Source organism: Spirosoma aureum (assembly GCF_011604685.1).
Taxonomy (GTDB): domain Bacteria; phylum Bacteroidota; class Bacteroidia; order Cytophagales; family Spirosomataceae; genus Spirosoma; species Spirosoma aureum.
Genome location: NZ_CP050063.1, coordinates 7,487,583 through 7,499,799 on the forward strand (window position 1 = coordinate 7,487,583; position 12,217 = coordinate 7,499,799).

The 12,217-nt window shown below is 45.7% G+C and carries 10 protein-coding genes; 7 read left to right on the forward strand and 3 right to left on the reverse strand.

Annotated features, from left to right (window positions below; all coding sequences use genetic code 11):
* Positions 1-204: 204 nt before the first annotated feature.
* Positions 205-417, forward strand: coding sequence for a hypothetical protein (locus tag G8759_RS29930; protein WP_167216571.1), 213 nt, complete (start codon positions 205-207; stop codon positions 415-417).
* A 557-nt stretch (positions 418-974) separates the two neighbouring features.
* On the opposite strand, the gene G8759_RS29935 is transcribed toward G8759_RS29930, so the two are convergent.
* The gene (locus G8759_RS29935) at positions 975-1,496 is read right to left on the reverse strand and encodes a hypothetical protein (protein ID WP_167216573.1); all 522 of its coding nucleotides are present in this window, start codon (positions 1,494-1,496) and stop codon (positions 975-977) included.
* 508 nt (positions 1,497-2,004) lie between these two features.
* On the opposite strand from G8759_RS29935, the gene G8759_RS29940 reads away from it, so the two are divergent.
* Positions 2,005-2,391: a hypothetical protein gene (locus tag G8759_RS29940; RefSeq protein ID WP_167216575.1), complete on the forward strand. Its 387-nt coding sequence runs from the start codon at positions 2,005-2,007 to the stop codon at positions 2,389-2,391.
* A 27-nt stretch (positions 2,392-2,418) separates the two neighbouring features.
* Here G8759_RS29940 and G8759_RS29945 read toward each other — a convergent pair whose 3' ends face one another.
* Positions 2,419-3,303, reverse strand: a complete 885-nt coding sequence (locus tag G8759_RS29945) for an SMP-30/gluconolactonase/LRE family protein (protein WP_167216577.1) — start codon at positions 3,301-3,303, stop codon at positions 2,419-2,421.
* A 329-nt stretch (positions 3,304-3,632) separates the two neighbouring features.
* On the opposite strand from G8759_RS29945, the gene G8759_RS29950 reads away from it, so the two are divergent.
* Genes G8759_RS29950 through G8759_RS29960 form a run of 3 tightly spaced genes read left to right on the forward strand, consistent with a single transcriptional unit; the run spans position 3,633 to position 6,874 of the window.
* Positions 3,633-5,870, forward strand: a complete 2,238-nt coding sequence (locus tag G8759_RS29950; RefSeq protein ID WP_167216579.1) for an ATP-binding protein — start codon at positions 3,633-3,635, stop codon at positions 5,868-5,870.
* A 3-nt stretch (positions 5,871-5,873) separates the two neighbouring features.
* Positions 5,874-6,305, forward strand: coding sequence for a response regulator (locus tag G8759_RS29955; protein ID WP_167216581.1), 432 nt, complete (start codon positions 5,874-5,876; stop codon positions 6,303-6,305).
* Complete coding sequence (locus G8759_RS29960; RefSeq protein WP_167216583.1) at positions 6,302-6,874, forward strand: biliverdin-producing heme oxygenase; 573 nt, start codon at positions 6,302-6,304, stop codon at positions 6,872-6,874. Before G8759_RS29955 ends, G8759_RS29960 begins: the two co-directional genes overlap by 4 nt.
* Positions 6,875-6,892: 18 nt before the next feature.
* Here G8759_RS29960 and G8759_RS29965 read toward each other — a convergent pair whose 3' ends face one another.
* Complete coding sequence (locus G8759_RS29965; protein WP_167216585.1) at positions 6,893-8,941, reverse strand: PAS domain-containing sensor histidine kinase; 2,049 nt, start codon at positions 8,939-8,941, stop codon at positions 6,893-6,895.
* A gap of 468 nt (positions 8,942-9,409) precedes the next feature.
* Between G8759_RS29965 and G8759_RS29970 the strand changes: the two genes are divergently transcribed.
* Positions 9,410-11,677 carry a type III secretion system effector protein gene (locus G8759_RS29970; protein WP_167216587.1) on the forward strand — a complete coding sequence of 756 codons (2,268 nt, stop codon included), beginning with the start codon at positions 9,410-9,412 and terminating at the stop codon, positions 11,675-11,677.
* Positions 11,646-12,197, forward strand: coding sequence for a hypothetical protein (locus tag G8759_RS29975; RefSeq protein WP_167216589.1), 552 nt, complete (start codon positions 11,646-11,648; stop codon positions 12,195-12,197). Before G8759_RS29970 ends, G8759_RS29975 begins: the two co-directional genes overlap by 32 nt.
* Positions 12,198-12,217 lie beyond the last annotated feature (20 nt).

Consider the following 12,217-nt stretch of genomic DNA (forward strand, 5'->3'; position numbering starts at 1 on the left):
TAATACAGTATCTACCATTCCAAGAGCAATAACCGCTAACGTTGTCTACTAATCAAGATTTTCAAGGCTATTTATTTGCTGATCATATAGTGTCAATAGGAGGATAACTCATTTTAATGTAGTCCCCTTTAGGCCTTATACACTGAATGACGCAATGATTATTTGATAGTCATGAAATAAGAACTTGCGTAGCCCGGCTTTCTCATGCAACGATTTCTATTGTTTTTCTTTCTCCTGGTCTGCTTTGTCATCACCAGTTGTTCCGATGCGTCTACCTGCCGTCAAAACACTTCGCCGGAGATCAATCCAACAGCCATCCGTTATGATGGTCAGACCTACACCAGTCCATCGGCATTTTTCCGTTCAGGAGTGTATGCATACGGATTTCTCAACGTCTCCGCATTAAACTTCCCTTAATCATAAAAACAACCCTTCCCTTTTGGCGCAAGAAGCAAATAGTGGACTCCAAATCCCCGCTTTAAGGCCCCTAGTTTTTTTGATCGATGGCAACGGTTAACCGATGGATGGCGTATAGGCAAACGAATAGGTAATATGAACAAGATGAAGTAAAACGCCCGGTCGATTGAACCGGGCTGTTTTTTGCGCCAACTAACAAATTACTCATCAAACCGTTCTTCAAGACTCATCTATAATCACGTCAATTAAACTTATTTCCTGAACATTACTACTTGTAACTGCTTTTTCTCAGCTTTTGGTTTTCACCTTAACCATCTTTTAACCCCAGCGCCTATACTAACTGCTTAACTTTGTTTAGAAGGTTTTTGGAAAAGAGGATGGTTAAAAAACGCCGGGCTTATTAGGCCCGGCGTTTTTATGTTAACGTCTTTTAACATATGACCTCGTACAGACCAGCTATCTTTGCGGTCTATAAAGAAATATCTCATAGGTTAAGAAAACGGTAAATACCGGTCCAAATGAGACCGGTATTTTTTTAGTTAAAGCCTTTACTCGGGTCAGGCATCACGGGCATAAGCAAGACCTCGTTCAATGTAGCCGCGTGTATCAATAAACAGGCTATCCAGATAATTCATCAACGCCAGAACGCTAACGCGGGCCGGGCTAGCTGTTCCATCAAGCCAACGCTCTGACGAAACAATACCCAGGGTTGTAATAACCAGTTTAAGTGGGCCCGACACTATTTCAATCTGGGTTTCGCTCCGGATCAAACTTACCTCCTCGCGTTGGTCCCAGTAAGGGTAGCCCAATCGAAAACATTGTTTCGCTTCCGATTCGGTCAACCCTGGCAACGGCCTAAGTAGTAAACGCACACTATGCAGAGGCACTGTACGCGTAAATGATTCTCCATGAAAGCAAACACCGGCTGTTGGTGTCAGCGGATTACCATCTATCCTGTCACGAACATAATTAAGGATACCAACTTCCCCATGTTTAGCATGATCAATCGCATTGATCTGTACCTCCTGGCCAAGATATAAAATCAGCTCTTTCGCCGTCAGTGTTATCTGTATGCTCATAGTCGCCTATTTAACCCTCTTTCCGAGCTTTAATAGATCTTCGCTACGATGATCCCGGCATTAGTGTTTAAATATCGGATGGTAATATCCTTTCAGCAAGAAAATATCCACTTTTTGTACCATTAATAAACAGAGAAGGCCATTTCAGGCACCAAATCCCTTACAGCACATCTCTAATTGTTCGGTTAGACCAGTTCCCTAAAGGGCGGCTATAAACGAATCGATCACTAATAGGGATATACGTTTTAAGCCAGAAAACCAGCTTTGTGCATATCTGCCCAAAACGGCTAAATCCAATAGCCTAATCCTGTCGTATGTACTTCTGAAAAGAAGCTTACAACGTTTTAGATCAGGCTACTCCAATGGGGCTGCCTGATTTTTTATTGGCCCAGGTTGTATGACTGACCGGTAAGCATTTTATTAACCTGACTAATAACCCTACTTTTTCCGGATATCTATTCCAACGAATCCCCCCTTACTGGAGTCATGGCTATATATCGTTCAGGGTATGAAACAAAACCTACTTTTTCTGATCATCATAGCTATGATGATGATCGAATGCCGTTCTACTACAGATGTTTTACCAACGGGCGTCTGGTCCGAAGGGTGCGTTGAATTAGGACCCTATCAGGGGGCCTATCGCCTTAGCGGCATGTGTTGCGCCTATCTGTTAATTCCAAAAATTGAACTGAATCAAGATCGATCATTTACTGTCACTGGCAGTTATCATGCCTTTACGGGCGCGGGCTTTAGTAATGTTCCGATCCAGATAACAGGCCAGCTAACATCCAACGGCAACGAACTGACCATTGGTTACTCGCTCAACTCTTCGCCTGTTACTTACAGGCTTACATCCGGTCCGGCGAAATTAGCCTGCTTTTGCGGATGCGATTAGTAACCACCTGTAGATGCAGTCAGTCTATTATTCTACGCCTTTTACCTGCATCTGAAGCGTATAAACAGACTCCGACGCTGTAATAAACAGTGTCCGCCGATCTTTACCTCCGAAACAAATATTGCCAACCCAACGGGAAGGCACCGGAATTGTTCCCAGCTTCTTACCGGCAGGATCATAGACCGTAACACCCTTTCCTGACAGATACAAATTACCCTGATTATCAAGGGTCATACCGTCTGAGCCCTGCGCAATATAGAGTTGTCGATTTGTTAAGCTTCCATCCGGATTGATCTGGTATTTATAGGTTTTACTGGCCCGAATATCGGCAACAAACAGGCTTTTCCCATCGGGAGTGCCGACAATACCATTTGGCTGCATCAAATCGCTATCGACGACAATGGCCTCTTTGGCATCTTTGGGTAGATAATAAACTTTCTGCCCATCGATATCCGGTTTTTTTCGCTCCCAATAGTCGCGCTGGTAATAGGGATCGGTGAAATAGATACCGCCTTTGGGGTCAATCCATAAATCGTTGGGGCCATTGAGCCGAAGACCCTTAAAATTACTCAGGAGGACAGTAATTTTCTTTCCCGGGCTAATCGACCACAATTCATCTTTTTCATCGGCACAGGAAATCAGATTACCTTTTTTATCAAAATATAATCCATTGGAACGACCAGCTTTATCCATATAAACCGACAGTTTTCCGCCTGTATCATACGTCCAGATTTTGTCGTTGGGTTGATCGGTGAAGTAAATGTCTCCTTTCTTATTGACAGTTGGCCCTTCAGTAAACGCGAACTGGCTCGAAATCTGGCGAAGGGTAGCTCCTGGCGCAACAACTTTTACGGAATCAACGGCCTGGGCATTAACCCTATGGCCAACGATCAGGAAGCCTGTCAGCAGCATTACTAGTACTTGAAATATGGCGTTGCAACAGTTATTCATAAACAATAAAAACGTTAGATATAGAGAAGACGGAGCTATCAGCGGTTCTACTGTTTTCGGCATTAATCAGCTAGCCAACGGATCCATAAAAGTACTCCCTTAGCATACGAATAATGTAACCGCCAGTTCACTAACTAGCTGACAGAAAGAGGCCTGAAAGTTACTCATAGAAAACAATAGCGCCATCGATAGGTTTCTATAAAACAGATTTCGTCTATGCTTATATTGCAAACCGTCATTGTGTTTTTTATCTGTTTATACCAGGCAATCTGCGAACTTATTCTCGTTGAATGACTCTTTCAAACGTTGACCTAACTAACTGTGAACGAGAGCCGATCCACATTCTCGGCTCCATTCAATCCTACGGCTATTTACTGGCCATTCTGCCCGATACTTATTCGATCGTTCATGCGAGTGACAATATTGCCGATCTATTTGGCATTTCTGCTGACCAGATACTGGGGCAACCGCTTGGCTCGATACCAGCCAAAACTGATTTATCGGTCAATGCGCTGGTTGAACTGCTGAACGTAGGCCGGCGAAGCGGTTCCTGGGATAGTATGAACCCACATCAATTCGTTATAAACGAAAAAGCCTGGAACCTGATCACTCATCAACATAACGGGCTTATTATTCTGGAATGGGAACCCGTTGGCGACCATAATCCGCTCAGGAATCAGCAACTGATTGCGCAGGCCCTGACGGAGGTTCAGGCAAGTCGAACCCTCACGGATCTATTACAAAATACGGCTCAGCGGGTAAAAAAGATCATTGGCTTTGACCGGGTTATGGTCTATCGTTTTGAGGCCGACTGGCACGGGCATGTTATTGCCGAAGCCAAAGAACCCCATCTGGAACCCTATCTGGGGCTGCATTATCCGGCATCCGATATACCACGTCAGGCTCGTGAATTATATAAAGTTAATCTGGTACGTTTGATTGCCGATGCCACCAGTACACCATCCCGTATCTTATCGCAGCCAGATTGGCCGGAGGATCGTCCATTAGACCTTACCCATTCCGTACTCAGAGCGGTATCACCCATTCACATTGAATACCTCAACAACATGGGCGTGCAGGCGTCCATGAGTATTTCGCTGCTGTATCGGGGTGAGCTATGGGGGTTAATCTCATGCCACAACACGATTCCCCGCTTTGTCGATTATCCGGCGCGGCAAGCCGCCAAATTTGTGAGCCAGCTGCTATCGACCGCGCTTGAATTTCGGAAGGACGAAGAAGATCAGAGTAATTTGTTGCTCTATCGTCAGCATGGCCAGTACATTCATGAGCAATTATTGATCGATGAGAATGTAGTGCAGGCCCTCACGAAACGATCACATACTATTCTGGATCTGACAAAAGCCACCGGAGCGGCCCTTCTGTTCAATAACCACATTTATCGACTGGGCAAGACGCCCAGCGAGACTGACATTCGTGCACTGGCCGACTGGCTTAAAGCCAGCGATACCGAAACGTTTCTGGAGACGAGTCAACTCGCTGCGCTGTATCCACCCAGCGAAGAGTTTCGGGACCTAGGATCAGGGCTTTTAGCCACTGTTCTGTCAAAAGAGCTAAATGAATATGTTTTCTGGTTTAAACCCGAACAAATTCAGCAAGTTACGTGGGCCGGAAACCCGGATAAGCCCGTAACAGTCGGCGAAAATGGGCAGGAGCGCATTAGTCCCCGAAAAAGTTTTGAAGCCTGGACACAAACCGTCCGGAACACATCGGAACCCTGGTCGGAGGCCGAAGTGTCGGCGGTCATCAAGCTACGCGAAGATGTTTTGCAGGTAATTACCAAACAGGCTAACGAAATCCGGGTCCTGAACCAGCGGCTGCAACTGGCCTATGATGAACTGGATGCCTTTAGCTACACCGTCTCGCACGATTTGCGTACGCCTTTATCGTCAATTCGATGTTATTCGGAAATTCTGCTTGAAGAATACGGTCAGGACTTTCCACCGGATGCCCACGTCCTGTTCCAGAAAGTTATTGACTCTACGGAGCGAATGCGGGCCCTCATCCGGCATATCTTGTACTATTCACGAATGGGCCGTACTGAGTTGAATACCGAGCCAATTGATATGCGTCATTTGCTGGAGGGTATTCGGGAAGAGATTCTGGTTACTGCCAAAGACCGGTCCTTAACAATAGACATTGGCGACACACCGCCCATAGTGGCCGATGAAACGATGGCCATTCAGTTATTTACAAATTTGCTTAGTAACGCAGCTAAATATACGAGCTTATCTCCGGAAGCCATTATTCATGTCACGGGAAAACAAACTGACGGCGAAGTCATTTATTCAGTAGAAGACAATGGTATCGGCTTCGATATGAAACAGGCGGGCAAGATGTTTGATTTATTCAAACGATTAGAAAATGCCCGGTCTTTTGAAGGTTCCGGTGTTGGACTGGCCATTGTTAAACGAATTATAAACCGGCATGAGGGTAAGATCTGGTATCACAGCGAACCCAACCGGGGAACAACTTTTTACGTTTCTTTACCGATAGCGACTACCTTATAACGTATGGCAGATGTTCTATACATTGAAGATAATGCGAATGATGCGGATATATTCAGCCGGCTGATGCAAAAGTTACAGCGCCCCATCACCTATACCATCCTGAGCAGCGGTTCCGAAGCAGTCGATTATCTGGAAGGCCAGGGTCAATACCAAAAGCAGGTCGCTCCATTACCTAAACTATTGTTACTGGACCTTAATCTGGTCGGTTTTAGTGGTATTGAGGTCGTACAGCGCGCCCGCAACCTCGACCGCACTCGATTTCTGCCAATCATTGCGTTCAGCACATCCGATAACCCCAGCGATATCCGATCTGCCTACGAAGCAGGGATCAACGCCTATGTTGTAAAGCCGGGTACTTATCAGGCTACCGGAAAATTGTTGAGCCGTCTGTATGATTTCTGGCTTGAAAACAACACCCGAATCGATAACAAATGACATCTTTACCCGAACGGCTCCGACACGAAACCCGAACGCTACATGAGCAAACGGAGCAGCTTTTCTATACCGAAGCGCTTCGAAATGGGACCCTATCGGCCGCAGAATACGGCCATCTGCTTCGCACCCATCTGGCATTTCATCAGGCTTTAGAATCAGCCATCGACCGACATCCTGCTTTCTTTGAGGAATATGAACCTAAAACCCGACAAAAAACAACGTGGTTAACGGCCGATCTGGCCTATCTGTCGCTGCCCCTTCCTCAACCAATGCCTGCCTTGTTTGCGGGCTGGTCGCCGGGTGCTTTGTTAGGAGCGGCCTATGTTGGCGAAGGTTCAATGCTGGGCGGCACGGTTATCTGGAAACTCCTCCAGAAAAATCAGGCAGTACAGCCGTTGCTGGCAAAAGCCCGTTTTTATGAAGGGTATGGGGCAGAAACCGGTCATCGCTGGCGTGATTTCGGCGCTTTTCTGGTTCGAAAAGGTGCCGACAATCCCGATGAAGTTGTTGCAGCAGCCAAACAAACATTTATTGCCTACCAAACTGTTTTCCAGCGAACGAAATCCTGATGAATACCACCTGGCGGTTTATTGAATTTTGCCCGGTAAAGACTCAAAAACGGGCAGAAACACGTTGAATGTTGATCCGCGACCCGGCTGGCTGGTAGCATCGATAGCGCCACCGTGACTCTCGACCACGCGCTGACAAATGGCCAGCCCGATACCCGTTCCACTATAAATGGTTTGATCGTGTAACCGCTGAAACGGTGTAAAAATACGGTCTTTGTATTTTTCGTCGAAGCCAATTCCATTATCGGCAACCGTAATCAGCCAGAAAGTTCGCCCGGACTGATCCTGAAGTTTCGGGGGAAGTCCGTCGGTCAGGGCCGGGTGAAAACGGATCTGTAGTAGGGGCTGCTGGCCCGATTGCGCAAATTTAAGTGCATTGGCAATGAGGTTCTGAAAAAGCTGTCGAAGCCGCGATGCGCTACCCAATATAATCGGTAATGGCACCGTGTCAATAATGGCGTTCTTCTCGGCAATCGTCATTTCAAGGTCGCTGATAACATCCGTCAGTACATTGGTCAGCGAAATTGGCAGGAAGGGTTCTCGCTGTGTTGTGAGTTGAGAATACGTCAGCAAATCTTTAATCAGCATCTGCATGCGCCGGGCCGACTTCTGAATACGACGGATCAAATCGGTCTCACCATCTGACAGGCTATCCATAAATTGACTCTTCAGCATATCGCTAAACGACTGAATACGCCGGAGTGGCTCCTGCAAATCGTGCGAGGCTATCTGAGCGAACTGTTGCAGATTTTCATTCGAGCGTTTTAATTCGGCAACAGCCTCTTTCAATTCGGCGGCTTGCTGTAAAGCCGCCAGCTCGGCCTTTTTCCGGTCGGTAATGTTGTTGAAGGTAACCACAACGCCATCGCTACCCTGTTTAACGGCCGACACTTCAAACCATCCCTCCAGTCCAAATTCGTCCTGGTAATACTGAATACTGCCTTCAGCCCGCCCGGTTTCGACAACCCGCACATACAAGTCATAAAAGCCGTTTTCACGATTTCCAGGAAATACTGTCAATAACGACCGGCCAATAATCTGATCAGGCGTCATAAAGTTACTTTTGACAACCGCTTCATTGGCCGTATTCATCATAAAATCAATGATCATACCGGCCTCATCACGCATTGCGGTCATGGCGATAATGCTATTGAGCGAAGCATCCAGCGTAGTCCGTAACTGGTGCGTCTGTTGTTCCAGATCCCTGGTTTGTTCATTGACCCGCTCCTGCAGTATTTCTTCCGTGCGTTTACTGGCTGTAATATCAATGACGGTTCCCGTAAATCGACTGGCGAGCCCCTGTTCATTAAAGAAAGCCTGGCCGTTGGCACGAATCCAGCGAAGCCTGCCATCTTCAATTCCAACTGTCCGGTACTCAATATCATAACGCCCATTGCTTCCTGGTTTCAGGGCAGCCTGCACAATCTCATCGGTTCGCGCCCGGTCATCGGGATGAATTCCCCGCAAAAACACAGCATAATCTATCTGGGCAGTTGGTGGTAGTCCAAAAAGTTCTTTCGTGCGATCCGACCAGACCAGTTCTCCGGTCAATGGATTCAGGTTCCAGGTTCCTAATTGAGCCGATTCAATCGCTAAGCGTAGCCGTCCTTCAACCTCCTGAGCACGAATTTCAGCGCGTTTCCGATCCGTCACATCGACCAATACGCCGGAGAACGTCACGGGTCGTTTAGTTATATCATAGGTCAATCGTCCGCGTGCAAGAACCCATTTTGGATCAAGAACATCGACAACAATTCGATATTCGGCTTCGAAACTGCGATCCAGATGCATGGCCTCATCGATCAGACGCGTGACATGGGGCCGATCATCGGGGTGAATATTGTCGGTGAACGTGCTTAGTGGCAATCCATTTGCCTCTGGTGTATCAGTTATGCCAAAAAGCTCAAACAAGTTTGAATCGCCATAAACTCTATCGCTGCCAATATCCCAGAACCAGGTTGCAATCAGCCCTATACTAAGGGCAGTCTGCAATTGATCATACGAACGAAGCAATACATGTTCTTCTGGTGGGTGTGGATTAGGCTGAGCAGCAACAGGCTGATTCATGCGTCAGTGGCTTGTATCGAATAGATTTACTAAACTAGTAAATAATAAGTTTAGTTATCAACAATTGGCAGGTCAGAATAGACTAATCCTGAAGGTCAACAATAGTTCAGGCAGTAATTGCCTTCCCCTCAGCCTCAAACATTGAAGCGTAATCATCTTTGGGATTAAAGTCATCTTCGCCCATTGGACCTTATCCCCTCTCGCTGTTCAATCAAACAGTTGAATCTGATAAGCGGCTTCATATACAAACGCAAGCCGTTTAATTGACTCCAGATTACTTGAACATACCTTACTGCGTGGTTTCTTTTTACACTAAGACGAAACCCCCACAAGTGTATATTAACAAAAAAGTAATCTATTCTTTCAATAAATTATATTTTTAAATAATCTAAAAATAAAAAACTATATAATAAGACTGTTTTTTTCGGTTAGCCTTTATTATTATTGCCGCAAATTAATAGCCTAATTATGAACTTAAGATTACTTAAACACTACACATTGCTATTCATAACTGTTCTGTCGATCAGTTCCAGTGGATTTGCGAATGATGAACCTGTCGACAAGGTCGACATGCCCACACTGTCAGTCAGCAAGAGAAAACTGCCTGTCCCTGTTTCGCCAGCCCGTAAAGGCCAAAACAGCCGCTTTGATAATGACCCCATCCGATTTACCCTCCGGGCCAACAAACAGACAGTCGCTCCGGGCGAAGAAATGGAACTTACCATAACCGCTCACTATCTCGACATTCTTTCTTCGCAACTGTTTATTCTTCCCGGATCAAATGCATTTGCAATAAAAATTCTAACTCCTGATGGGTTTATACAAACCGGCGGGGACTATGCTGATTACATTGGTACTCAGCTTTCGCCTACCAACCCCAGTGTAACCTATACTTTGAAAGGCTATTTTACGAAAGCAGGACAAGCCTCAGCATTCAGACTCCTGCGTGGACAGGCAAATGCTAATGCAGCTAGTCTGTTTGTGGAGAAAGCTCGCTTATCCATCAAAACCAATAGCTATAAAGCTGCTGCCAGGGTAGCAAGTGACAACATCGTCTTAACCGCTAATTGTGAAGGATCTAACCTATCTATCAGCGGATCTTTAACAACCAGTAACAGCAATCGCATAAGTATTCTGGTTTTTAAGGATAATGCTATTGTGAATGCAATCAATGATCTGGTTGGTCCCTCCTTTAGTCAGACCGTTTCGATGAGTGGCAGTGGTTCATACAATGCCAAAGTGCGGGAGGTCAACAACGATGCCAATGAAGTCAATTCGTCGGTCGTTGCTGTTAACTGCTCGTCTACTCCTAATCCGCCCACAAATCCAAACCCGCCTACCGGAGGGTGCAATTTCAACCAGGGTCAATATTTGTTAACGACCAGTTGGGGAGAAGTAATCTACGCACATCAGTATAATGGGTACTGGTATGCCGCCTATGCTGACGGATCAAATTTCAAACCCCGCCATTGGCTCGAAGCCGTTAGTTACGGGCAAGCCAGTTGCTTTGCAGAAGAGGACCCAAAAGCCAACCCGACTGGAGGAACAACAAATCCGCCAACTACAACAAATCCACCAGCGAGTGGTGATTGTTCAGTAGCTAGCCCTCAAGGCCATGTTGATGCCCTAACCAGCACAGGGATTTGGGGCTGGGCATTAGATGGAAGCGATTTGAATAAAACCGTGATAATCGATATTTATATCAATGGAGTTAAAGTGGCTTCGGGCAAAGCACGGGAAGATCGATCGGACTTAGTCCCTGCTTTTGGTAACAATCCAGCAGCCCGTTATCATGGTTTTCATGCAGAATGGGATTACAACCGAGAAGGGCCAAATACCTATACCATTACCGCTAAAATCTGCGGTACCAATACGGTTTTAGCCAGTCAGCAGGTAAGTTTTTCTGATTCAAGTCCAGGAGCTAGAAAACAGCCATGCGAAGAGTGCGTTCTACTTAAGGAGGTAACTGTAAAAGCAGCAAAATATCGTGATAATGGCCAGCCGGCGGGAGATTGGGAGGGCAGTGACGGCGGCTCCAGCGATTCGGGAAATACGGGCTCAGATGATGGTAGTGGTAACAATCCTGGAGGTAATACCAATCCCGGAGGTACAGGGACTGGTTCGGGGAGTGGGCAAATCCTAAAATTTACTTCTACTAAACTAGGACCCTATATTAATGAGATTGAAGTCAATTTAACCGACCCTTGCCTTAAAGCGGTTACCGAATTTGTATTTAATATGACAAGTGGAGGCACTGAAATCTTTGGTGAGAAAGTGGGCCAGATGATGATAAATCTTATGTCGTCTAACACCCAAAAGAAAATATTCTTACAACAGGGATATGATGCTGACAAAGGACTTGATGGCTGGTATTTACCATCAAGTGGAAACGGCCAATTAAACTATAATACAAATGCATTAGGCCAAGCAAGTGAAGAGTATATTGCGGCTACCTTGATTCATGAACTCGTACATGGATACTATCATGAAATAAATAGTAAACCACTTGACAACGATGCTGATCACAACAATATGGCATCAGACTATGTACAACCAATGGCCCAGGCTTTAGTGGGGTTATATGGTATGCCTCAACAAGACGCTATAGATTTAGCTTGGGGAGGATTAGGGGCTACGCCCCAGTTTAAGGCTTTATCACCATCAGAACAAAATAGAATTATACTAACGAATACAAATTATAAAAATGGCTCACTGGGTAAAAAAGATTGTCGTTAATAAGTGGTCCTGGGTATATTTTTTATTCCTTTTTTCTCTGGAATTTACCCAAGCGCAAACCGAAAAACCAGTACGATTTCTCTATACTGAACCTAGAAATGGTAAACAGAAATCGGCTAGTTATTTTCTGGACGATTTTGCATTAAGGGCTAACGTGCCTGATGCCGGCTGTTATTTTGCGATGGGCTACTTTCGTTTTCACCTGGCTGAAACGGGGAAAATAGATAGTGTTGCATTCAATGGTGATCTGCGTGAGGAGTTAAAGAAACTGGGCGAAAATAAAATTTTGGAGAGCCAAAAATACTGGCTCTGTACGACTTGCACACAGACGAAGGGGCATTGGTTTACGCTACCGGTTTACGTAGCATATACTACCGCAACTCCCTGCCCGAATAACCCAATTTACAGCCAGTCAATACGTTTTTGGGATAATCTGTTTAAAAATAATCAAGATGAACAACTACAAATAGCACCAAATGAATGGTTGCTGGCTCCCATCTATGCGATTAAAATGAGATAAGTAACGGGGCAGCTAGACAA

Coding starts and splice junctions, on each gene's coding strand:
- G8759_RS29930 (WP_167216571.1), top strand. CDS start 205: ATGCAACGATTTCTATTGTTTTTCTTTCTCCTGGTCTGCTTTGTCATC.
- G8759_RS29935 (WP_167216573.1), bottom strand. CDS start 1,496: ATGAGCATACAGATAACACTGACGGCGAAAGAGCTGATTTTATATCTT.
- G8759_RS29940 (WP_167216575.1), top strand. CDS start 2,005: ATGAAACAAAACCTACTTTTTCTGATCATCATAGCTATGATGATGATC.
- G8759_RS29945 (WP_167216577.1), bottom strand. CDS start 3,303: ATGCTGCTGACAGGCTTCCTGATCGTTGGCCATAGGGTTAATGCCCAG.
- G8759_RS29950 (WP_167216579.1), top strand. CDS start 3,633: ATGACTCTTTCAAACGTTGACCTAACTAACTGTGAACGAGAGCCGATC.
- G8759_RS29955 (WP_167216581.1), top strand. CDS start 5,874: ATGGCAGATGTTCTATACATTGAAGATAATGCGAATGATGCGGATATA.
- G8759_RS29960 (WP_167216583.1), top strand. CDS start 6,302: ATGACATCTTTACCCGAACGGCTCCGACACGAAACCCGAACGCTACAT.
- G8759_RS29965 (WP_167216585.1), bottom strand. CDS start 8,941: ATGAATCAGCCTGTTGCTGCTCAGCCTAATCCACACCCACCAGAAGAA.
- G8759_RS29970 (WP_167216587.1), top strand. CDS start 9,410: ATGAACTTAAGATTACTTAAACACTACACATTGCTATTCATAACTGTT.
- G8759_RS29975 (WP_167216589.1), top strand. CDS start 11,646: ATGGCTCACTGGGTAAAAAAGATTGTCGTTAATAAGTGGTCCTGGGTA.